The sequence below is a fragment of the Halocynthiibacter sp. genome (assembly GCF_049608145.1).
Taxonomy (GTDB): domain Bacteria; phylum Pseudomonadota; class Alphaproteobacteria; order Rhodobacterales; family Rhodobacteraceae; genus Halocynthiibacter.
Genome location: NZ_JBMYXF010000050.1, coordinates 1 through 21821 on the forward strand (window position 1 = coordinate 1; position 21821 = coordinate 21821).

Below are 21821 nucleotides of genomic sequence, written 5' to 3' on the forward strand. Positions count from 1 at the left end.
TTAGCTCAGTTGGTAGAGCGCTTCGTTTACACCGAAGATGTCGGGAGTTCGAGCCTCTCACGACCCACCATTCCGTAAGTCCTCCCCTTTAAAATATACTACCAACATTCAATTCGTTGATCGACCTCTGGTCTAATATCGTCTGAAGTTGTTTGCAGGACTTATTCCTTTGTGTCCTTTTTGCGCATTTCTTCCAATTGACGCAGCAGGGCGACGTCCAGCTCGCGGGTGATTTCGCTTGCCCGGTGGATGAATTCGGGGTTGTCGTCAATCGCAATGCCTGGCTTCCAGAATTGCGCCAGTTCTTTCACAGCTTCGCGGTCCATGATGCGGAAGGATTCCGATTGTTGATGGGCTTCGTATTCTGTCAGCCCCAGATTTTCGAGCGCATAGCGACCGGCCCGCAGGGAACTGTCGAAATTCTCTCGTACGATGTCATTCGCGCCGGCTTGATACAGTTCGTACACATGCATGCGATCTTTTGCGCGGGCAATGATATGGATGTCGGGGCGGGTTTTACGGGCAAAGGCTGTCAGCCTGACGGCGGCCTCGGGCCCGTCAATTGCGATGACCAGAATATCGGCATCCTTCAGTCCGGCCGCCATCAACACATCTGGGCGGGTGGGGTCGCCGAAAAATGTCTTAAATCCAAAACGTTTCATCATATTCACCGCTGCCAGGTTGTGATCTAGGACCACGGTGGAAAAACCCGACGCATTGATCATCCGGTTCACGATCTGCCCAAAACGCCCGATGCCTGCGACGATGACTTTGCCGGTTTCGGTGATCTCGTCCTCAGGCGTGATCTCACTGTGTGACAAAAGATGATGGGTCAGCCTGTCAAACGCGATGAACAGCAGGGGGGTCAGCAGCATTGAAAGCGCAACAATTAGCAGAAGCTGATCCGCCAGCGGGCCGGGCAATACATTTTGCGTAACCATAAAACCCAGCAAGACAAAACCAAATTCGCCAGCCTGGGCCAGCGACAGGGTGAACAGCCATTGATCACGCCCTTTCAGACCAAATCCGCGCCCGATTATGTATAGGATCAATGCTTTGATCGTCATAAGCCCTAGGGTTGCACCGATCAGCATCAGTGGGGCTGAGAACAACAGTTCAAAACTGATGCCCGCCCCAACCGTGATGAAAAACAGGCCCAGTAAAAGGCCTTTGAACGGTTCTACATCGGCTTCCAATTCGTGACGAAATTCAGAGTTGGCAAGAACCACACCGGCCAAGAACGTGCCCAGGGCAGGGGACAGACCAACGAGACTCATGAGGAAGGCAATGCCAATGACGATGACCAGTGACAGGGCGGTGTATAGTTCACGCAGGCGCGCCATATGCGCATAACGAAACAGGGGTTGGGTCAGATAATGCCCCGCCAGGATGACCCCGGCAATTGCGCCCAAGGTCACCAAGGTCACGCCCCAACCGGGCAGGCCTTCGACCAGGGATAGGGTGGCGCCGTGATCTTCTTGATGTGCTGTGCCATGGGACGTGGCCAGCAGGGGGACCAGCGCCAGCATGGGGATCACAGCAATATCCTGGGTCAGCAGAACCGCAAAAGAAGACCGCCCGCCCGTGCTGGCCATCAGGCCTTTTTCCGAAAGGGTTTGCAGGACAATTGCGGTGGAGGACAGGGCAAAGACCAGGCCAATCGCCAGGCTGACAGGAATGTTGAAACCAAGGGCCATGCAGGTGGCTGTCACAGCAAGGGTCGTCAGCCCGATTTGCAGCCCGCCCAGGCCCAGCAGTTTGTGGCGCATTTCCCATAGGGCGCGTGGATCCAGTTCCAAGCCAACGATGAACAACATCATAACCACACCAAATTCCGCGAAATGGCGCAGGCTTTCGGTTTCATCGCCCACAAGCCCGATCACGGGACCAATGACAATGCCCGCGGCCAGATAACCCAGAACCGATCCAAGCCCAAGGCGTGCTGCGATGGGTACCGCAATCACGGCCGCCCCAAGATAAATTGTCGCCTGAAGCAAAAATTCCTGCATGTTCAGTTCCTTTGGTCAGGTGGGCAGGGGGGCATCTGCTTTGAGTTGGTCCATCACAATCTGGCTTTGAACGCGCGAAACCGAAGGATGTGGCAGCAGAATATCATGGATCAGGTGATTCAGCGCCGTCAGATCGTCACACCAGGCGCGCAGCAGATAATCTGCCTCGCCGGTCAGGGTCCAGGCCGATGTGATTTCTGGGCGTGTACTGATCAGGGTCGCAAATTCGCGGGCCCGTTCCGGCGCGTGGCTTTCCATCTGGACCTGGATAAATGCCTGTACGGTCAGTCCCACTGCTTTGGGCGACAGGCGCGCAGAATAACCGGCAATCACACCTGCGTTTTCAAGACGTTGGCGTCGTCGGCTGATCTGACTGGCGGACAGGTTCAGTTGTTCGCTGAGCTCTTGCGCCGTCAGATGCGCGTCGCGCTGTAAAGCGGCCAGAAGGCGGGAATCAATGTCATCCAGTGTGATGCGTGTTTCTTGCATAAAATCCCTTTAGTTTGCGACTTGGGCGCATAATCTTTGGTGATTGCTTTGAATAATGCGCGTTGTTTGCGTATATTTTGCGACATAATCGGAAAGAGCGCAACAGAAGACACAGGAGGCCCCTATGGGACCATTTCCACATGATGCACCGAAATCAGTAATTTCTGAGGAAAACCCAGCGGGGACCGATGGATTTGAATTTGTCGAATTCGCCCATGAAAACCCGCAGGAACTGCGCGATCTGTTTGTGAAGATGGGCTATCAGCATGTCGGCACCCACAAAACCAAAGCGATCGAACTGTGGAAACAAGGTGACATCACCTATATCCTGAACGCGGAACCTGGTTCTTTTGGGATGCGCTTTGTTGATGAACACGGCCCCTGTGCTCCGTCTATGGGCTGGCGTGTTGTGGATGCGCAGCATGCTTATGAACATGCGATTAAGATGGGTGCGGAACCCTATGATGCGGATGATAAATCTTTGAATGTGCCGGCGATTAAGGGGATCGGTGGATCGCTTTTGTACTTTATCGACCAGTATCACGACACAAGCCCGTATAATGATGAATTTGACTGGATTGCACCGGCGCATCCGAAAGGCGTTGGTTTCTATTATCTCGATCACCTGACCCACAATGTGTTCAAGGGGAACATGGATAAGTGGTTCAGATTTTATGGCAATCTGTTTAATTTCCGGGAAATCCGTTTTTTTGATATTTCGGGCAAACATTCTGGTTTGGTCAGCCGGGCGCTGACGTCGCCCTGTGGTCGCATTCGCATTCCGATCAATGAAGATCGCGGTGAAAAGGGGCAGATTGTATCTTACCTGAAGAAATACAAAGGCGAAGGCATCCAGCATATCGCGGTGGGAACCGAAGCGCTTTATGATGCGACGGATGAGATCTATGATCGTGGTTTGCGTTTCATGCCGCCGCCCCCGGCCAGCTATTACGAGATGAGCCACGAGCGCGTGGTGGATCACGAAGAACCGCTGGATCGTATGCAAAAACATGGCATTCTGATTGATGGCGAAGGTGTGGTGGACGGTGGTGAAACCCGTATTCTTTTGCAGATCTTCTCAAAAACTGTGATCGGGCCGATCTTTTTCGAGTTCATTCAGCGTAAAGGCGACGATGGCTTTGGCGAAGGCAATTTCAAAGCATTGTTTGAGTCAATTGAACGCGAACAAATTGCGAATGGTGAACTGGGCGAAGAGGATACGCCGGCCACTGCTGCAGAGTAATATCCTGTCATCGTAAAAAATTACGGCAAAAAAGCCCCCGTATCCTTTCGGAACGGGGGCTTTTGATTTTCATAAATCAACGGGTTTAGCCGCAGAAAACCCGTACAATCGTAGATTTTGGATCTGTCACAGATTCAAATGCCGTGCCGCTGTGCACAAAGTTCAGGCGTGTGGGCGTATCCGTGGCGACACGTTCTTCACTGCCGTAATGGCGGGAATCCCCAGCGATATCGAGGCCCGTGGCCGCGCGGGATGGGCCGCCGACAAGGTTCTGATATTGGGATGCGCCGCAGGCATCGGCCAGTGCTGTTTGGGGGTCTTTGGCCTGACAGGCAGCCAAAACGGTGGTGGCGGCCAGGGCGGCCACTGTAAAACGGATGTGGTGTTTCATATTACTCTTCGCAAATCTGGTTATCTGCCCCCGAAAATGATCCGGGGGCACATCAATTATGCCATGGCCTGATCAAGGTCTGCAATCAGATCTGCGACATCTTCAATGCCAATCGAAAGGCGCACGACATTTGGCGCGGCGCCTGCGGCGACCTGTTGATCTTCGGTCAGCTGACGGTGCGTGGTGGACGCAGGGTGAATGATCAGTGAACGCGCGTCACCAAGGTTTGCCACATGGCTGAAGATGTTCAGGCTGTCGACGGTTTTGACACAGGCGTCATAGCCGCCCTTCAGCGCCACAGTGAACAATGCGCCTGCGCCTTTAGGACAGATACGCGCGACGCGATCTTTGTAAGGGCTAGACGCCAGCCCAGCCCAGCCCACGCTTTCAACGCGGGGATCTGTTTCCAGCCAATTGGCAATCTTTTCAGCATTTTCCACATGGCGTTGCATGCGCAGTGACAGGGTTTCAATCCCCATCAATGTGTAATGCGCGCCCTGTGGGTTCATGGTCATGCCCAAATCGCGCAGCCCAACAGCGATGCCGTGGAATGTGAACGCAAGCGCGCCGAATGTCTCGTGGAAGGTCATGCCGTGATAGGCAGGTTCTGGTGCCGAGAGGGAGGGGAACTTGTCACTGGCGGACCAATCAAACGTACCGCTGTCCACGACGCAACCACCGGTAACGGTGCCGTTGCCTGTCAGATATTTCGTGGTCGAATGCACAACAAGCGTCGCGCCATGTTCAAACGGGCGGCACAGGTAAGGTGTCGCGGTGGTGTTGTCCACGATCAAGGGCACGCCAGCTGTTTTGGCCACGGCAGAGATCGCATCAAGATCGGTTACGACACCGCCTGGGTTTGCGATGGTTTCACAAAATACGGCCCGGGTGTCGTCATCGATGGCCGCCGCAACGGCGTCTGTGTCATCAAAATCAACAAATTTCGCATTCCAGCCGAAGCGTTTGATTGTCTGGCTGAACTGGGTCAGGGTGCCGCCATAAAGACGGGTCGAAGCCACGACATTGCGCCCGGGGGCCATCAGTGGAAACAGCGCCATGATCTGGGCCGCGTGACCTGAGGAACAGCAAACCGCACCCGCGCCACCTTCCAGCGTTGCGATACGTTCCTGCAAAACGGCAACCGTGGGGTTAGTCAGGCGGGAATAGATATATCCGACTTCCTGCAGGTTAAACAATTTTGCTGCATGTTCCGCATCGCGAAAGGCAAACGCGGTGGATTGATAGATTGGCGTTTGGCGTGCGCCAGTGGCCGGATCGGGCTGGCTGCCCGCGTGAATTTGCAGCGTATCAAAACCCAGAGCAGGGGTGTCGGACATTGGAATCTCCCTCGTGAATTACATCAGTTGCGGGCAGATTGGGTCGTCGTTCCTGTAAGGTCAATCCCAAGGGGGTAGATCAGGAAATTGTTCTGAATGGTTACCCCTATTTGGAACGAATTTGTTAACAAATCGGGAAATCCGGATTTCCGGAAAAGCAGAGAGCTGAGATGTATTGATTGAGACAGGCCCAGTTCAGCGCAGCCAAAGTTTCACCTTCTTGATCTGGTTTCGTATGAACTGTTCTTTGCGTGGCAGATTGTTCTGATCAAACAAAGCCCGTACTTTGTAGCCCTTTTTCTGATACACCAGCTTGCGGATTGGCTCATACGCTTTGATCACTTTTTTGATCTTATTGTGGGCGATGGCCTCTTCCAGTTCGGTCACAACACTGTCTGACTCCCGCGCATATAATAGCGGCAACAGGCGGTAATGGCAGGAAACGGATCCATCCAGCAGGCCTTCTGGGATGGTTCGGCGCGCGCCGCCAAGCTTGTGAATCACAAGGGGCAGGGCAACCTGATCCAGCCATGGGTGCAACTCCTGACAGACCAGTTCTTCCGGGCGATCATTGCGGATCGCAACAGCGTAATCCGTGAACCATTTCCCGAATTCATGCGGGCACCGGTAGAAAAACCATCCCGCGTTGAAATACATATAGCGTTCCCAGTATTCATCCGGTTGATCCAGATCCAGGCTGCTTTCAAAATCCAGTCCGAATTTATTATACAGTGATTTCCAAGTGTCGCCATAGCCCGGGCCATACAGTTCGATCGTTGGCCAGGTGTTTGTGCGTTTCATAGATGCGCAGGGCTTGTCAAAATCAAACGGCACGTCGGACAGATCACCGGTGATCAACGTATCTGTGTCAAAAAAGACAAAGGGTTCGCCTTTCGGCAGAGCCTTCAGCGCTTCTATTTTGTTGCCATGTGGGTAATCCTGGCCGAAGTGTTCGCTTTCAAAGGGCACAATTTCCGCACCATGCATTTCAAGCAATGCGCGAATTTCAGGATCGTGAATGCGTGAGTCGTCGTGCCATTTGGGGCCTGGCTGAGGTTCTGCGACCAGTAGTTTTCCCTTAAAATTCGGGTTGTTGCGCTTGAACGTTGTCGCAAAGATGACAGCTTCGTAAGAGAGGCGTCCTCCCTGGGCGACAATTACAACATTGAACTTTTTTCGAATTGCTTTATTTTTAACCATAATTACATTGTCTGCCCGTTGCCTGTCCTCAGTATATACGCTGTTTTCCGGGCAAACGGAAAGCCCGATTTTCAATCTGCAGGAGCAGAGATTTGTTTAAGTTTTCTTATGAGGTTTTCAGACCGCACCGTTCTGTGACAGCCGGTTTTGTCATGGCTGCTGGTATCTGCGCAGCGCTGCCCGCAATGGCGGATAATTTCACCACAGCCGGTGAAGTGCGCCCGATCCTGACCGCAACCCGCACAAGTTGGGTTCAACTAAGAGAGAGAAATGGGCAGGATATGCTCGATTTTTCCCAACTTGGGGCCTGGCGCTGTGGTTTGCGCACCGTACACTATCGGGTCAATGGCGGTGCCGAACAGCAGCTGGAAATGGAAAACTGCTATGAAGGCGATCTGCGGCCCAACGCTGTGCGTGACACTGCGGCCTGGGCAATTTCCCAGGCGGGCGGGTCTGTGCAAAATGTCGATCTGCGCGTGACATATGATGACGGGCGCGAAGACAGCGTGCGTCTGGATCGGGCTTCTATTCAGCGCTAAAATTCAGGCGCCGTCAGAACGTTTGGCCAGCAGATTTGCCATAAGTCTGAACGCACCTGGTGTTAGCTGTTCCATCTGATGATGCAGGATCAGTGCGCAGTGAATATGGCGACCATCCCCGATGTCCCCGACCAACAACGCGCCCTGATGTGGGGTTTCACCCGGATCTGACATCTCTAGCAAAGGGGTGTATTCCGGCCCCCAGGATTTGGCGAAATATAGACCGCGTTCTTTGTGCCAATCTGCCCAGTCGTCATCGGTGATCTTGTTGGGTGTGTTCAGCAGCGGGTGATCGGGGGCCAGATGTTTTACAGCCGCGTTTTTATCCGTGACACGCCAGCGTAGGGAAGGCTGCCCGATTTCCAGATGGGCCGGGGCAGAGCTGTCAGGATCCCAATTGTCGCGGGGGCGATGGTAGAGGGTGATCAGCGTGCCGCCATCGCGCATCCATGCGTGAAGTTCAGGCATGATGTCTTGCAATCCGGTGCGAAAACCAAGGGCGAAGATGCCGATGACAATTGTGTCAAAACGCAACAATGCCCCGGGCACCTGCAGATCTCCATCGCTGACCTGTTCCACCTGCACGCCCATGGCCGAAAGCCAGGCATCAACATTGTCATTTCCGCCACCGATATAGCCGACGCGGACCGATGGAATTTCTGCGTTTAAGACGCGGATCTTCAGGTTTTCTTCCTGTGTCAGCGCGGTTGCGTTGATATGGGCATAGCTGATCCGCTGCACGCTGCGCGCCGGAGCATTGTCCAGGGTCAGAGGCAAATCATAAAGACCGGGCGTGGCGTCAACGGGGGCCGCCACCGCGAAACCTGCACCTTCAACGCCAATTTCCCAACCCTCAGGGGGCGACAGAGAGGCAACAGCACCTGCAGGGGTGATCCCGGAAAGTGATGTTTTGATTTCGCGGCTGAGGGTGGCTGTGTTGATAATTGCGCCTTCGGGCACAAGGGTGGCACTGCGCGGGGGCAGGGCGACGGGCGGATTGTTAATGGGCAACTGCACAGAAACGGGTGTCCCCAGGATGTCGAAACTGACCCGCAACGCCGGTGTTGGCGGCTTTAGGGGATCATAGCTGGCGCGATATCCGTCATGCGGCATGGCATCCGGGCCTGGGCCAATACGGGTACCGTCGCAGACCCATCCCCCGGGCAACTGGGGGGTGACAGTCAGATTTCCGGTACGCCCCTCACGGGTTTCAATGGACAGATCCGCGGTTTCCCCTGGGGTCAGCCATGTTTGATCTGCGATTGCGGAGGCTTCTGCGCCGGAAGCCAGCCAGATGACCCGTGACAGAGAATTTTCCATACGATCAATACGATGCAGGATCTGATCCTGGAGTGTATCCGGGCATTCATCCCGACACAGCCGTAAAAACCCCAAAGCTTTTACGGCTGCATCGCAGACGGATTTACCTTCGGGAAAGGCAGCGATTGCGCCACCACAACAATCTTCGGCATCGCGAAGCAATTGCGAAATGGGTTCCGCACCGGGCAGGGCCGCCAGTTCCGAAAGGCGCGCGGCGATGCCTGCACCTAGGGTTTCGCCTTCACTGCCGGTCTGATCTGACACGCGGCTGTCCAACAGATGCAGGGGCCAGTCACGTTCATCCCCAGGGCTGATCCAGCGGCCCATCCCCTGCGTTTTATGAAAAACACGGCTTTGTTGGGCGATTTGTTCATAGCTCCAACCTGTGACGGGATCGCGGCCTTTGGCATTGATCACATGGGTGGTCATCGGGGGCGGTACTTCGTCATCATAGGCATCACCGCCGCCGCCCCAGGCCGGCAACAATAACTTTTTAACCTGCCAGGGGGGAAGGTCACTTTCGGGGTAATCTGCCTTTGCAGACAGGGACATAATCTGCTGGGCGATCCGGGTCATAGCGCGGTGATGGCCGTGTTGGCCGGGCACGTCCAGAAAGGTTGGGCAAAGGATATCGGGGCGTTCGCGGCGCACCACATCCACCATGCGTTTCAGCGTGCGGGCGTCGCCCCAGTGGCGTAGGGTTTCTTCGCCGCTTTTGGAAAAGCCGAAATCTGAAATTGTGTCATCGGGCGTTTCCGACAGCCAGTACAGCCGCATAGACAGCCGTTCCGCGGCCTGTTCCATTTCAGCCGTGCGTAATGCGCCCAGGGTGGCACCGTTTTCTGTACCCAGATCATTTTGCCCACCTTCGCCACGATTGGCGCAGACATAAGACAGATGCACACCATCACGCAGGCCAAGTGCCGCCAGCATGGCGCTGGTTTCATCATCGGGATGTGCACCGCTGTTCATGAATGACAGGGTGGTACGCAGGGGCTGAAGGGCCTGCCACAGCGCGGAAATACGCGGCTGCATTTGTTGTTTCCGGATCCGTTTTTCGACCGGCGTTTCTTCATCTCTGGGCATCTGATGATCCTGCATGTTCTGCGTCAAAATATGACATCCTTCTGCAATCTGTCAGGGAAATCCTGAAATTTCCTAAATTCGGTGCGAATAATCTCTAACCCATTGAACGGACAACTGTACTTGTGTGGATTATCCCGAAAGGCGGCTGGGTATTCGGGGATCAAATGCATCGTTCAGCACAAGTGCCGCTGATCCGCGGGCCGCTGTCATTGGGCCTGAACTGCCGGTCAAAAGCCGTGGGGCCGCCCTGTCTAGGCGGGTTGAAACGGATTGATTTTTCAACGGCACATCCCGGATCAGCGCATGCAGGATTGCTTCGGGCATGGCGCCACACAAAACGATACATTCAGGATCGAACAGGTTTTCGATCACATGCACAGCTTCTTTTAGGGCAAGGCGCGCCCGTTCAATCCAGGTCAGAAGGGCTGGGCATTCTTCGCGAAAATGGGCTTCCAGTTCACCGGTGGTTTCCGCCTGCACCCCGTTTTCCAGCAGGTAATCGCGGACAGACAGACGACTAAGCGCTTGTTCCAGGCGAACAGGGCCTTCGGGCAGTGCAATGGTGATATGACCGATTTCACCAGCATTGCCGCAGGCCCCACGCAAAGGCTGGCGTTCACTGACAACCCCAAGGCCCAAACCGGCCCCGAAATATAGGCAAGCATAAGTGTCCATATTCTGGGTTACGCCAGAAATGCGTTCGGCCATAGCGGCTGCATTGGCGTCATTTTCAACAATGCAGGGCAGACCCAGCAGGTTTTCAGCCCATTCAGGCATCTCGACATCGCGCCAGCCGGGCAGGTCGGACTGTAGATTGGCGATGCCAGTGCTGCCAAAGGGGCCAGGCATGACGACGCCAGCACCCAGCAGCTTATCCGCGGGCAGGTTCAGTTCTGCCAAGGCGTCCGCCATCATTCGCAGCATTTCACGGGCCACATGATCTGGTGTGGCGTCGGTCAGAGGGTTGCGATCCCGGTGCACAGTCTGGCCATGCAAGTTAAGAACCGTGCAGAACAGCGCATCCGGACGCACCTCAAACCCAAGGGCAAAACCGCCTTCAGCCGCGATTTCATATTGCATCGCTGGCTGGCCCCGGCCTGCTGCGCGCTTGCCGCAGGCCCGGATCATGCCGGTGTCTTCAAGGCTGGCGATGATGTTGCTGACGGCTTGTGTGGACAGGCCGGACAGACGTGCAATTTCGGCCCGGCCGGCGGTTTCACCGCGCCCTCGTGCATTACGCAACGCATCCAGCACCAGTTTGTTGTTATGCTGGCGTGTGCGTTCCGGATTGGCACCCAGACCCTGTCGGGCGTTTCTGTCAGAACTATTCTTCATAGTGGGTGTTTAACATCGGGGGCTTGATAGCTCAACTTGATTGAGTTAATAATTTTCACACATGTGATCACCGTCACACATTCGCCTAATGGGCGAGTTGGCGAAATCAGCCCGGATCGGGGAGGGTCCTGGCACAAAGGGAGGGAAGACATGTTTAATAAGGTTAAGGCATTTGTTTTCGGGACAGCATTAAGCGCAGCAACACTGGCTGCATCATCGTCTCAGGCGGTGGAAATTGAATATTGGCAGTATTTCTTTGATGCGCGGGTCAGCGCCATGGAACAGCTGATTTCCAACTTTGAAGCCGCGAATCCGGATATCACCGTGAAGATGACCCATTTCCCTTATGCGGATTACCGTACCAAAGTGGCGGCGGCGATTCCTGCGGGCGAGGGGCCGGATGTGGTACAATTGTTTTACGGCTGGCTGAATGATTACGTCGAAGCCGAACTGATCCAACCTTTGCCATCCGACAGGTTTGATCCTGCACGTATTGATGCGGAATTCTTCCCAATGGTGCAGGCGATGAAGGATGGCGACCATTACTGGGCGTTGCCAACGGCTGTGCGGTCTTTGGCGCTGTTTTATAACGAACGTCTGTTTGAAGAAGCAGGCATTGATGGCCCTCCGGAAACACTTGATGATCTTGTCGAAATCGCGGGTCAGCTGACCAAACGTGATGGCGCGGGCAATATCACACAAGTGGGGATCACCACCGGTATGAATGCCCAGGATCACCATTGGTTCCGTGAAGTTCTGATACGTCAGATGGGCGGCGATCCCTATGACAACAATTATCAGACCGTGAATTACAACACCGACGCTGGTCAGGCCGCCGCTGCTTTTTACACAGGTCTTGAATCTGAACACGGTGTCACGGCTGCAGGGTTCATGGATGAACCGCAGGCGGCGTTTAAGGCAGGCATGGCGGGGATGCATATTGACGGATCTTTCCGCATCGGATCGCTTGATAAAATTCGCGGGTTGCGTTGGGGCGTCAGTGAACTGCCCGCCAATGCAGAAGGTGTGCGGTCGAACTATTCCTCGTACTGGGTGAACGCGATCACCAGTAAGGCCGAAGGCGAACGCTATGACGCGTCAGTCAAGTTCATGGAATATATCACATCTGATGAAGCCATGCAGATCTGGCTGGATGTTGTGGGGGAATTGCCCGCCAAACCATCTGTGGGCCTGACCGACGCCAACGCCAGCCACGATGTTTACGGGCCCTTTATCCGTGGTCTTGCATACGCCAATACAACGATCTTCGCCAATGAAAGCGCGCAACGCCAGGTTCTGATGGACATGGTACAGCGTGTCAGCATCGAAGATCAGCCCCTTTCCGAAGCTTTGGCAGCCGCTGCTGAAGAAGAGCAGGCGATCCTCGACGACTATTACGCCGACTGATCCTGCTTTTTACTGTGGAGCCCCCGTTTGTTTTCCTTGAAAGCAACGGGGGCATTCCACCGGACGTTTGACCTGGAACACCCGAATGCAATTGCGAAACACCCTGACCATCCGTCAGAAACATATTCTCTGGGCCTGGGGGTTTCTGACCCTGCCGGTGATCTTTTATGTGGTCATCCGTTTTTACCCTACGGGGAATGCGATCTTGCTTAGTTTTCAGGAATGGAACTTGCTGGGCGAACGCACCTGGGCGGGGGCGGATAACTATATCAAGCTTTGGCATGACGATGTGTTCTGGAAAGTCTTCAAGAATACCTTTGTCTACCTGTTGCTGGGCACCCCCCTAAGCTTGGTGATCAGCTTTCTCATTGCGTTTCATCTGGATCGGGTGCGTTTCATGCATGGGTTTATCCGTATGATGTATTTCCTGCCGTTCATGACGTCCGCCGTTGCGATGGCATGGGTGTGGCGCTGGTTCTATCAGCCGGTGCCCGTGGGAATTTTCAACAATATCCTAGCGACTTTTGGTATCCCGCAGATCAATTTCCTGAATTCGACCACCAACGCATTGCCTGCGGTTCTGGCACCTGCGATTTGGGCCGGGCTGGGGTTTCAGGTGATCATCTTCATGGCGGGCCTGCGTGCGATCCCCACCAGCTACTATGAAGCTGCGCGCATTGATGGGGTCTCGGGGTTTACGATCCTCACGCAAATCACCATTCCCCTGTTGAAGCCGACGATCATCTTTATCACGGTCTTCAGTTCCATCGGCTTCCTGCGCATCTTTGATCATGTGTTTAACATGACCACCAACAATCCGGGCGGGCCATTGAATGCCACCAAACCCTTGGTTCTGATGATCTATGACACGGCCTTTAACGGATTTAATATGGGGTACGCCGCTGCGCAGACCGTGGTTTTGTTCACGATCCTGTTGTGTGTCAGCCTGTTGCAACTTTGGCTGATGAGGGACCGTTAAGATGCGTGCAACCGACATACGCCCCACAACAGACGCCCTGCTGGCTGTAAAACCACCGGTGAAACGCAGCTATGGGCAGTATATCCGCTGGTTGCTGCTGTTCCTTGGTGGCATTGCAATGATCATGCCAATTGCCTGGATGGTCTCTACCTCTCTGAAATGGCCGCATGAGGTCTATAACCTCAAACTCATCCCGGATGAGCCCACAATTGAGAACTATACCTATGTGCTGGAAGATGGCCGTTTTTACGGTTGGTTCATGAATTCTATCATCATTGCGGTGATCACCACGGTGTCAAACATCCTGTTTGATTCACTGGTGGGGTATACGCTGTGTAAATTCAAATTCCCAGGTCGCTACATCATCTTTATCGCGATCCTGTCTACCCTAATGATCCCAACTGAAATGCTGGTGATCCCATGGTATATCATGTCGCAAAGCTTCGGCTGGCTGGACAGCTATTGGGGCATTATGTTCCCGGGGCTGATGACGGCCTTTGGCACCTTCCTGATGAAGCAGTTTTTTGAAACCGTGCCCGATGATTTCCTCGAAGCCGCGCGCATTGATGGGCTGAATGAACTTCAGATCTGGTGGTCGGTTGCCATGCCTCTGGTGAAACCCGCGCTGGCTGCGCTGGCGATCTTTGTGTTCCTTGGCAACTGGACGGCGTTCATCTGGCCACTGATCGTCACCAACTCGCCTGAGATGTACACCGTACCCGTGGGCCTGTCTGGGTTTGGCGATGAGGCCGATGTCGCATGGGAACTCATCATGACAGGGGCAGCGATTTCCACAATTCCGACCCTCATCGTTTTCGTCGTCTTCCAGCGTTTCATCATCCGAGGTGTCGTTATGGCCGGGCTGAAGGGGTAACAGGTGCAACTCATTTTCATTCATCTTGCAAGAAATACTCCGGGGGTGCGGGGGCTGGCCCCCGCGAATAAGGCACACAACAATGACTGACACAGATAGATTCCCACATCCGGTCTACAAAGACACAGTGCTTGCGCCGCTTTTTGAGGGGGTCAAAACGCATTATGCCGCCCATATGATGGCCATCAACAAAGCGCATCTGGTGATGCTACATGGTGAAAATATCCTTGATACAAATGACGCCAAGCAAATTGCGCACAGCCTGATCCGGATCGAAACGGAAACAGATCCGGACACACTTACCTATACCGGCGAACATGAAGATTACTTCTTCTTTGTCGAAGCTGAACTCAAACGCCATCTTGGCGATCTTGGCGGGGCATTACACACGGCGCGTTCGCGCAATGATATGGATCACACTCTGTTTAAACTGGCGCTGCAAAGCCGAACAGAGGGCCTGATTTCTCAGCTACACGCGCTGGGCGTGGCGATGCTGGATAAGGCACAGGTGGAAAAAACCACCCTGATCACCGCCTGGACACATGGCCAGCCCGCGCAACCCACAACCTTTGGTCATTACCTTGCAGCCGCGCTTGAAGTGTTGTTGCGTGACATCACCCGTCTGGAAGCCGCGGCTGAGGGGCTTGATCATTGCCCGATGGGGGCCGCAGCCATCACCACGTCTGGCTTTCCGATCAATCGTGCCCGTATGGCGGAACTGCTGGGGTTCAGCGAACCTTTGTTGAATTCCTATGGCTGCATTGCCAGCGTGGATTATGTCACCGGATTATATAGCGCGATCAAACTGACCTTCCTGCATCTCGGGCGTCTGATCCAAGATATGCAGTTCTGGTCTGCCTTTGAAGTTGGTCAGTTGCATGTACCGGGTGCGCTTGTGCAGATCTCATCGATCATGCCGCAAAAACGCAACCCTGTGCCGATCGAACATATGCGGCATCTCGCCAGTATGACCTGTGGCCGCTCTGAGGCGGTGATCACCACCATGCACAATACGCCTTTCACGGATATGAATGATAGCGAGGGCGAAGTGCAACAGGGGGGGTACGCTGCATTTGACAGTGCTATGCGTTGCGCATCCCTTCTTTCCGCCTTTATCCCGGCGGTGACGATCAACGGAGATCGCGTGCGTGCCAATATGAATGCGGCCTGTGTCACGATCACGGAACTTGCAGACACCCTTGTGCGTGACGAAGCGCTGACTTTCCGCGAAGCCCATGAAATTGCGGCGATTGTCGCAAAAGATGTCATCGCCATGGGGCAGGGGCTTGAGGCAGGTTATGACGCGTTCACCACTGCGTTTTGCAAACAAACAGGGCGTGAAACCGCGCTGGGCCAGCAGGCGTTTTTGGATGCTGTGTCACCGGAAGGCTTTGTGGCCCGACGGGATCGTCCCGGCGGCCCGGCCCTGCCTGCACTCGATGCGGCCTTTGAGATTTACAACAGACAGCAAGCCGCCCTGCAACTGAGTCAAAACGCACGTCTGACACGGCGCAGCCGGTCGGCCGCTGCCCTAAATGCCGCTTTTAACACCCTGACGGAGGTCTGATTTGTCCAGCCTGACCCTGACCCAACTGCGCAAATCCTACGGCAAGACCGAAGTGCTGAAAGGCATTGAATTGTCCGTTCAGCACGGAGAATTTATCGTTCTCGTGGGGCCGTCTGGTTGCGGTAAATCCACCACGCTTCGGTTGATCGCCGGGCTGGAAGATGCGACTTCGGGTGATATCAGCATTGGCGATCAGGTCGTGAATAATCTTGAGCCACGTGATCGTGACATTGCCATGGTGTTTCAGAACTACGCAATTTATCCCCATATGTCGGTGAAGAAAAACATCGCCTTTGGTCTGCGGACATCAAAACTGTCGAAGGCTGAAAAAGAAGCCCGCATTCAGGAGGTTGCGGGTATTTTGGATATGGTGGATCTGCTGGATCGCAAACCCAATCAACTGTCCGGTGGCCAGCGTCAGCGCGTGGCCATAGGCCGGGCGATGGTGCGCAATCCTGCGGTGTTTCTCTTTGATGAACCCCTGTCCAACCTGGACGCGCAGCTGCGCACACAGATGCGGCTTGAGATTAAAAAACTGCATCAACGCGTGCAGAACACGGTGGTTTTTGTGACCCATGATCAGGTGGAAGCCATGACAATGGCGGATCGTATCGTGATCATGAAGGACGGCCATATTCAACAAGTGGGCACGCCAGAAGATGTCTATCGCCAGCCGGACAATGTCTTTGTGGCACAATTTATTGGCGCGCCTTCGATGAATGTCATGGACGGACGTGTTGAAAATGGTCGGGTGATGCTGGGGGATGTCATTCTGCCCGTTTCCGCAGGCGTTTTGCCCGATGGATGTGCCTTGAAGGTGGGGATCCGCCCTGATGATCTGGTTCTGAACAGCACCGATCCCGTTCTTCATGGCAGGGTCAGTCTGCGCGAACCCCTTGGTCCGGAAACGCTTCTCTATGTGCAGACCGCTTTGGGGGAAGTCATTTTGCGTGCGCCTGGACGTATGCCGCCCGAGGTGGATGAAACGGTTGTGATGGGGGTGGGATCAGAGAATATCCATCTGTTCCGCGCTGACACCGGGGAGCGCCTGTCATGAGTGCACAAGCCGGATCCCAATTGCGCCCGGTTGGGCGGTCAGGCGGCGTGTTATGCATCGGCCGACTATACTGCGATCTGGTGTTTGGCGGCATTGACGGCGCGCCTGCTGCGGGTACGGAAAGTTTCGCGACGCAATTGCGCCTGTCTCCGGGCGGAGGAGCCTGCATTACGTCGGCTTGGCTGGAAGCTTTGGGGCGCAGGGCCTGGCTGTGTTCGACATTGCCTTCGGGTCCGTTCACCGATGCCATTACAGGCGAACTTGCGTTGTCTGGCCCGGATCTCAGCCTGTGTTCGATGGCGGATCCCACTGATGATCCGCAGGTGACAGTGGTTTTGCCCCATGGTGCGGACCGTTCCTTTGTGACCCGCCGTGCCGGCCCGGCTGCAACCTTGCCTGAGGCCTTGGAAATCGAACCTTTGCCCCTGTCACATCTGCATATTGGTGAACTGGCAACATTGGTAGAGATGCCGGAAATTCTGTCTTTGGCGCGTGACCTTGGCCTTACGATTTCTTTGGATTGTGGATGGGATGATAGCCTGTCTCGCGATGATGTTTTACCTTTGATCCAAGGGGTTGACGTGTTTTTGCCCAACCGGACAGAGCAAGCTTGGTTAGGTTCCTTGGATATTCCGTTGCGAACGGCCCCTTTGACCGTGGTGAAAATGGGGGCTGACGGTGCAAAGGCATATTGTCCGAGTGGTGAAGGCTATGTCGCAGGAGAACCGGCAGACGTGGTGGATGCAACCGGGGCAGGTGATGCTTTTAACGCGGGGTTTCTCCATTCTTGGATCGACGGGATTGCCGTACCGGATTGTATCGCACGTGGAAATTATTGTGGGCGACAGGCCATTGGCGCGCTGGGGGGGACGGGCGCGTTGCGGGGGGAAATGCGCGATATTTGAAAATAGGGCTTGATTGCGCAACAGGTCTCTGAACCTTTTCACCGGAAAATAGCTCATTTGATTGGCTTTTAGGGGGAAACGTGGCTTGCCGCGCTGCGCTGATCCTGGCATAGTCCGCGCGCATTGACGGGGGCACTATGTTCAGATTTATAGATTTATTCGCAGGCATTGGCGGGTTGCGCCGGGCCATGGAAACTATTGATGGTACATGCGTATTTACCTCTGAATGGGATCGTTTTGCCCAGAAGACCTATCATGCTAACTATCCCGATAATCGCCCTGTCGTGGGCGATATTCAACAGGTGGCTGCAGACGATATCCCGGCCCATGACGTTCTGCTTGCAGGCTTTCCTTGTCAGCCATTTTCCATCGCTGGGGTTTCCAAGAAAAACGCTCTTGGCCGTGCGCATGGCTTTGATGATGAAACCCAGGGGACGCTGTTTTTTGACGTATTACGCATTCTAAAGCACCACCGCCCTGCGGCGTTTTTGCTGGAGAATGTTAAGAATTTGATGAGCCATGATAAAGGCCGGACCTGGGATGTCATCCAGCGTAAGTTGCGTGATGAATTGGGCTATCACATTCATACCCAGGTGATTGATGCTTTGCATTTTCTGCCTCAACACCGGGAACGCATTGTTATCGTTGGTTTTCGCGAGAAATGTGACTTTTCCTTTAATGACATGGATTTGGCGCCAAAGGGCCTGGTGAAAATGTCCCGGATCCTCCATCCGGAAAACGGGGCGGAGCTGCACATGCCGCCCTTTACCGAAGGCCCGGACGCAACGGTTGCCGCGAAATATACGCTGTCCGATAAGCTCTGGGCTTATCTGCAGAACTACGCCGCCAAGCACAAAGCCAAAGGCAATGGATTTGGCTTTGGGCTTGTTGGGCCGGATGATACCTGCCGTACGCTGTCCGCACGTTATTACAAAGATGGATCCGAAATTCTGATTGCGCAGCCCGGGCGCAATCCACGCAAACTGACACCTCGCGAATGTGCGCGGATTATGGGCTATCCGGAAGATTTCAAGATCCCGGTGTCTGACACCCAAGCCTATCGGCAATTCGGAAATTCCGTGGCTGTGCCCGTCTTCGCCGAGGTCGCCCGTGTCATGCGCCCCTATATCGAAACTGCCGTGGACCACCCCCACAAGACGGATGGCTAATGTTCATGTGCAAACCACATCGACGTCATGTGCTTTCCGTTGAGCGCCATTTTTAGATGATAGTTCCAAAACCCGCCACTGACTGTCAGAGATTTCTGTACGCTGTCGAAAGCTTGCTAGAATTGGGGAAGGGCTGGTTAAATGAGAAATACCGCCCCGTAATCGTTCCCTGAACATCACCATTTTGCGTGATGATTGGCAGCTTTGGGCAGATAGTGTACTTCGCAAAGTTGGGCACTTGCGCCAAAGCAGCCATTGGGTAGAGATGCAGCTAACGGCAACTTTGATCCCAAACTTAGAAAGTAGGGCAGAAACCAAGCGCATAGCTCAACGTCAGCCAACCAAGGGCGAGAGCCGCTATCATAAGTGCGGTCAACCCCAATGCTACTCCCTGCGCTACCCGCGCCTTGGAAAAGCACACTATAATGAGACTGAGTAAAACAAAGGCCAAACAAACCAACACATTCGACATAAAATTCCCACTCAAAAAGAAGTAATCAGCGCTATATGAGCTATTGCCTAAACTAAAACTTGCTTGCGAAAAAACATAAAGCTGCTGAGCTATGAATAGCCCTAGCAACACAAGAGCTACGCCTAATAGTATGCAGATGACCCGGTCTGTTTTTTGCCTGAACCATACCCCTAAAGCTGCACTGCTCGTAAAAGATGCCGACAGAAGAAGTAGGGATGGTAGTACCCACCACAGATATGGGGGGCGCGTCCCGATACCGATTGGAGGCCAAGCCTGATTAGTAGGGCTTGGTGTTTCGGCACATACAGTGAATATATACCACAGCCACGCTAGCTGATTGAACTCAATTTCCACAATCGTATCTCTTTCCTTTTCGCTCAGCGGGAACATCTAATCGAAACACAGTGAATGCCCAGCAAAAAGTAAGTCCCAAGTGCAGAAATTAGCCTCATTCTTGATGAATGTCGGTTTTATGATTTGGCTGGTTGCCGCCTATGGCGGATTTGGGCTGGAAAAGCCAATGTTCTCGGAATATTGCGACCTTGTACGGTCAGGCTGGCGGGTGGTGCAGATCTGGGGGTGTGCTTTGAAAGGGGGGGCGTCTGGCATCCGAATAAGGTGCGCTGCAGTTAACACATGGGCTGCATACCCCGGACCACATGTTTGAGATCCGGGGGGATTTTAAAACCTGATCAGGGCTTTGCGGCTGTGATGATCACTTCTACCAACAGTTCTTCCCGGGCAAGCTTTGCTTCACCGCAGGCGCGGGCTGGTGGGTTTTCCGGATCAATCCATGCATTCCAGACTTCGTTCATTGCGGCGAAGTTTTCCATTGTAGACAGCCAGATGACAGCCTGAAGGATATTGGATTTAGAGGATCCGGCTTCTGCCAGAAGCGTATCAACTTTGCCCAGCATTATCCGGGCCTGTTCCTGAATGTCAGCGCCTTCAGCAACCTGGCCGCTGAGGTAAATCGTGTCATTGTGAATAACGATCGCGCTGGAACGGGCACTTAGGTGTTTGCGGGTGATTGTCATGTGTGTCTCCTTGTTTTGCCATCTGACATCGGCGGAAAACATGCGCCTGTCAATCCGTCCGCTGGTATTCGCGGGTGCACTTGTATAGAAAACAGGCAACCCATTTCTGAGGACATCTGAAACATGAATACAGTTGATATCCGCGGCATCCAAATTGCAAATGACAAGCCTTTCGCCCTGATTGCAGGTCCCTGTCAGTTGGAAAGCCTTGAGCACGCCCGCATGATCGCCGGAAAAATGGCCGAGGTCTGTTCGGATCTGAATGTCCCTTTTATTTTCAAGGGCAGCTTTGACAAAGCAAACCGGTCTTCTGTCACGACAAAACGGGGCCTTGGGCTGGAAGCCGGGTTGGATATCCTTGCCGCTATACGCGATGAATTCGATATTCCGGTGCTGACGGATGTGCATGAAGCCGCGCAATGTGCCCGCGCGGCCCAACATGTGGATGTCCTGCAGATCCCAGCGTTTCTGTGTCGTCAGACCGATCTTTTGCTGGCCGCTGGCGAAAGTGGTGCCGCGATCAATGTGAAAAAAGGCCAGTTTTTGGCGCCTTGGGATATGGGTAATGTCGCGCAGAAAGTGGAAAGCACTGGCAATAAACGTATTCTGCTGACGGATCGAGGCACAAGTTTTGGCTATAATATGCTGGTCTCTGACATGCGCAGCCTGCCGATTATGGCCCAGACAGGTCACCCGGTGGTTTTTGACGCAACCCATTCCGTACAGCTGCCGGGCGGGCAGGGCGTCAGTTCCGGGGGGCAGCGTGAATTCGTGCCGCCGCTTGCGCGTGCTGCCGTGGCTGTGGGCACATCTGCGCTGTTTATCGAAACCCACGAAGACCCGGATAATGCACCTTCAGATGGCCCAAATATGGTGCCTTTGGATCAGATGGCTGCCCTTCTGAAAGATCTGAAAGCGGTGGATCAGATCGTTAAACCTGTCTGATATAGCAATGTTTCAGGCGTGGCGGATTTGCATCCGTTCACCTTGAACTGGTGATTATAGCAGAGAAAATTTGACAGTCTCAATCGCCCAGGCCAAGTTTGCCGCCGTAACGATTGTCGATTGGGGATACAATGGATCTTGCATATCTGGGGAACGCGCTCCTTTTTTTCGGCCCATTGTTGTATTCGCTGTTTCATCTCGATGATGATTCTTCGACTGGCACAGGGGCTGCTGGCGAAGGGACGCCAGTTGCCGGTACCGCAGGCGACGATAATTTCACACATAGTGACAGTGCCCCGCGCATTTACGATTTGCTGGGAGGCGATGATACGGTCACTGCCGGGGCTGGAAATGACACAGTCCACGGTGGCGATGGTGATGATAGCGTGAATGGTAACGCCGGAGAAGATACGATCAATGGGGGGGCTGGTGATGACCATCTCTATGGCAGTGAAGGTAA

Annotated in this window: 20 protein-coding genes; 11 read left to right on the plus strand and 9 right to left on the minus strand. The window is 54.0% G+C overall.

Going from position 1 to position 21821, the window contains the following annotated elements; all coding sequences use genetic code 11:
• Positions 1-161: 161 nt before the first annotated feature.
• Both ACPGUT_RS13070 and ACPGUT_RS13075 read right to left on the minus strand, forming a co-directional pair.
• A complete protein-coding gene (locus tag ACPGUT_RS13070) occupies positions 162-2009 on the minus strand; it encodes a monovalent cation:proton antiporter-2 (CPA2) family protein (RefSeq protein WP_423992081.1) in 1848 nt (615 codons plus the stop codon).
• Positions 2010-2024: 15 nt separating this feature from the next.
• On the minus strand, positions 2025-2498 hold the full coding sequence (locus tag ACPGUT_RS13075; protein WP_423992083.1) for an Lrp/AsnC family transcriptional regulator: 474 nt from the start codon (positions 2496-2498) through the stop codon (positions 2025-2027).
• A 124-nt stretch (positions 2499-2622) separates the two neighbouring features.
• Between ACPGUT_RS13075 and hppD the strand changes: the two genes are divergently transcribed.
• A complete protein-coding gene (hppD, locus tag ACPGUT_RS13080) occupies positions 2623-3741 on the plus strand; it encodes a 4-hydroxyphenylpyruvate dioxygenase (RefSeq protein ID WP_423992085.1) in 1119 nt (372 codons plus the stop codon).
• Between the two features lie 85 nt (positions 3742-3826).
• On the opposite strand, the gene ACPGUT_RS13085 is transcribed toward hppD, so the two are convergent.
• From ACPGUT_RS13085 to ACPGUT_RS13095, 3 genes are all read right to left on the minus strand, one after another.
• Entirely contained in the window at positions 3827-4132 is a 306-nt protein-coding gene (locus tag ACPGUT_RS13085) for a hypothetical protein (protein WP_423992087.1), read from the minus strand.
• A gap of 56 nt (positions 4133-4188) precedes the next feature.
• Positions 4189-5469: an O-acetylhomoserine aminocarboxypropyltransferase/cysteine synthase family protein gene (locus ACPGUT_RS13090; protein ID WP_423992089.1), complete on the minus strand. Its 1281-nt coding sequence runs from the start codon at positions 5467-5469 to the stop codon at positions 4189-4191.
• A gap of 195 nt (positions 5470-5664) precedes the next feature.
• A complete protein-coding gene (locus tag ACPGUT_RS13095) occupies positions 5665-6669 on the minus strand; it encodes a hypothetical protein (RefSeq protein ID WP_423992091.1) in 1005 nt (334 codons plus the stop codon).
• 92 nt (positions 6670-6761) lie between these two features.
• On the opposite strand from ACPGUT_RS13095, the gene ACPGUT_RS13100 reads away from it, so the two are divergent.
• Positions 6762-7208 (plus strand): hypothetical protein, encoded by a 447-nt coding sequence (locus ACPGUT_RS13100; RefSeq protein WP_423992093.1) that lies wholly within the window; start codon positions 6762-6764, stop codon positions 7206-7208.
• A 3-nt stretch (positions 7209-7211) separates the two neighbouring features.
• Here the strand turns inward: ACPGUT_RS13100 and ACPGUT_RS13105 are convergent, their stop codons facing one another.
• Both ACPGUT_RS13105 and ACPGUT_RS13110 read right to left on the minus strand, forming a co-directional pair.
• On the minus strand, positions 7212-9614 hold the full coding sequence (locus ACPGUT_RS13105; protein WP_423992095.1) for a PIG-L family deacetylase: 2403 nt from the start codon (positions 9612-9614) through the stop codon (positions 7212-7214).
• A 129-nt stretch (positions 9615-9743) separates the two neighbouring features.
• Positions 9744-10949, minus strand: a complete 1206-nt coding sequence (locus ACPGUT_RS13110) for an ROK family transcriptional regulator (RefSeq protein ID WP_423992097.1) — start codon at positions 10947-10949, stop codon at positions 9744-9746.
• Between the two features lie 150 nt (positions 10950-11099).
• Here ACPGUT_RS13110 and ACPGUT_RS13115 point away from each other — a divergent pair, with 150 nt between their 5' ends.
• From ACPGUT_RS13115 to dcm, 7 genes are all read left to right on the plus strand, one after another.
• Complete coding sequence (locus ACPGUT_RS13115; RefSeq protein ID WP_423992099.1) at positions 11100-12356, plus strand: extracellular solute-binding protein; 1257 nt, start codon at positions 11100-11102, stop codon at positions 12354-12356.
• Between the two features lie 85 nt (positions 12357-12441).
• On the plus strand, positions 12442-13335 hold the full coding sequence (locus ACPGUT_RS13120) for a carbohydrate ABC transporter permease (protein WP_423992101.1): 894 nt from the start codon (positions 12442-12444) through the stop codon (positions 13333-13335).
• A gap of 1 nt (position 13336) precedes the next feature.
• On the plus strand, positions 13337-14209 hold the full coding sequence (locus ACPGUT_RS13125) for a carbohydrate ABC transporter permease (RefSeq protein ID WP_423992103.1): 873 nt from the start codon (positions 13337-13339) through the stop codon (positions 14207-14209).
• Between the two features lie 82 nt (positions 14210-14291).
• Complete coding sequence (locus tag ACPGUT_RS13130) at positions 14292-15776, plus strand: argininosuccinate lyase (RefSeq protein ID WP_423992105.1); 1485 nt, start codon at positions 14292-14294, stop codon at positions 15774-15776.
• Position 15777: 1 nt separating this feature from the next.
• On the plus strand, positions 15778-16833 hold the full coding sequence (locus ACPGUT_RS13135; protein ID WP_423992107.1) for an ABC transporter ATP-binding protein: 1056 nt from the start codon (positions 15778-15780) through the stop codon (positions 16831-16833).
• Positions 16830-17738, plus strand: coding sequence for a carbohydrate kinase family protein (locus ACPGUT_RS13140; RefSeq protein WP_423992109.1), 909 nt, complete (start codon positions 16830-16832; stop codon positions 17736-17738). The genes ACPGUT_RS13135 and ACPGUT_RS13140 overlap by 4 nt, the downstream gene beginning before the upstream one ends.
• A 137-nt stretch (positions 17739-17875) precedes the next feature.
• Complete coding sequence (dcm, locus tag ACPGUT_RS13145; protein WP_423992111.1) at positions 17876-18907, plus strand: DNA (cytosine-5-)-methyltransferase; 1032 nt, start codon at positions 17876-17878, stop codon at positions 18905-18907.
• A gap of 295 nt (positions 18908-19202) precedes the next feature.
• On the opposite strand, the gene ACPGUT_RS13150 is transcribed toward dcm, so the two are convergent.
• Together ACPGUT_RS13150 and ACPGUT_RS13155 are read right to left on the minus strand one after the other, a co-directional pair.
• Positions 19203-19769, minus strand: coding sequence for a cytochrome c oxidase subunit 3 (locus tag ACPGUT_RS13150; protein ID WP_423992113.1), 567 nt, complete (start codon positions 19767-19769; stop codon positions 19203-19205).
• A gap of 302 nt (positions 19770-20071) precedes the next feature.
• Positions 20072-20416, minus strand: coding sequence for a RidA family protein (locus ACPGUT_RS13155; RefSeq protein ID WP_423992115.1), 345 nt, complete (start codon positions 20414-20416; stop codon positions 20072-20074).
• Between the two features lie 123 nt (positions 20417-20539).
• On the opposite strand from ACPGUT_RS13155, the gene kdsA reads away from it, so the two are divergent.
• Together kdsA and ACPGUT_RS13165 are read left to right on the plus strand one after the other, a co-directional pair.
• Positions 20540-21361 carry a 3-deoxy-8-phosphooctulonate synthase gene (gene kdsA / locus ACPGUT_RS13160; protein WP_423992117.1) on the plus strand — a complete coding sequence of 274 codons (822 nt, stop codon included), beginning with the start codon at positions 20540-20542 and terminating at the stop codon, positions 21359-21361.
• A 131-nt stretch (positions 21362-21492) separates the two neighbouring features.
• A partial coding sequence (locus ACPGUT_RS13165) for a calcium-binding protein (protein WP_423992119.1) occupies positions 21493-21821 on the plus strand: 329 nt, incomplete at its 3' end.

What these genes read in the sequence shown, in the direction of transcription:
- ACPGUT_RS13070 (WP_423992081.1), bottom strand. Translation starts at nt 2,009, where the DNA reads ATGCAGGAATTTTTGCTTCAGGCGACAATTTATCTTGGGGCGGCCGTG.
- ACPGUT_RS13075 (WP_423992083.1), bottom strand. Translation starts at nt 2,498, where the DNA reads ATGCAAGAAACACGCATCACACTGGATGACATTGATTCCCGCCTTCTG.
- hppD (WP_423992085.1), top strand. Translation starts at nt 2,623, where the DNA reads ATGGGACCATTTCCACATGATGCACCGAAATCAGTAATTTCTGAGGAA.
- ACPGUT_RS13085 (WP_423992087.1), bottom strand. Translation starts at nt 4,132, where the DNA reads ATGAAACACCACATCCGTTTTACAGTGGCCGCCCTGGCCGCCACCACC.
- ACPGUT_RS13090 (WP_423992089.1), bottom strand. Translation starts at nt 5,469, where the DNA reads ATGTCCGACACCCCTGCTCTGGGTTTTGATACGCTGCAAATTCACGCG.
- ACPGUT_RS13095 (WP_423992091.1), bottom strand. Translation starts at nt 6,669, where the DNA reads ATGGTTAAAAATAAAGCAATTCGAAAAAAGTTCAATGTTGTAATTGTC.
- ACPGUT_RS13105 (WP_423992095.1), bottom strand. Translation starts at nt 9,614, where the DNA reads ATGCCCAGAGATGAAGAAACGCCGGTCGAAAAACGGATCCGGAAACAA.
- ACPGUT_RS13110 (WP_423992097.1), bottom strand. Translation starts at nt 10,949, where the DNA reads ATGAAGAATAGTTCTGACAGAAACGCCCGACAGGGTCTGGGTGCCAAT.
- ACPGUT_RS13115 (WP_423992099.1), top strand. Translation starts at nt 11,100, where the DNA reads ATGTTTAATAAGGTTAAGGCATTTGTTTTCGGGACAGCATTAAGCGCA.
- ACPGUT_RS13120 (WP_423992101.1), top strand. Translation starts at nt 12,442, where the DNA reads ATGCAATTGCGAAACACCCTGACCATCCGTCAGAAACATATTCTCTGG.
- ACPGUT_RS13125 (WP_423992103.1), top strand. Translation starts at nt 13,337, where the DNA reads ATGCGTGCAACCGACATACGCCCCACAACAGACGCCCTGCTGGCTGTA.
- ACPGUT_RS13130 (WP_423992105.1), top strand. Translation starts at nt 14,292, where the DNA reads ATGACTGACACAGATAGATTCCCACATCCGGTCTACAAAGACACAGTG.
- ACPGUT_RS13140 (WP_423992109.1), top strand. Translation starts at nt 16,830, where the DNA reads ATGAGTGCACAAGCCGGATCCCAATTGCGCCCGGTTGGGCGGTCAGGC.
- dcm (WP_423992111.1), top strand. Translation starts at nt 17,876, where the DNA reads ATGTTCAGATTTATAGATTTATTCGCAGGCATTGGCGGGTTGCGCCGG.
- ACPGUT_RS13150 (WP_423992113.1), bottom strand. Translation starts at nt 19,769, where the DNA reads ATGTTCCCGCTGAGCGAAAAGGAAAGAGATACGATTGTGGAAATTGAG.
- ACPGUT_RS13155 (WP_423992115.1), bottom strand. Translation starts at nt 20,416, where the DNA reads ATGACAATCACCCGCAAACACCTAAGTGCCCGTTCCAGCGCGATCGTT.
- kdsA (WP_423992117.1), top strand. Translation starts at nt 20,540, where the DNA reads ATGAATACAGTTGATATCCGCGGCATCCAAATTGCAAATGACAAGCCT.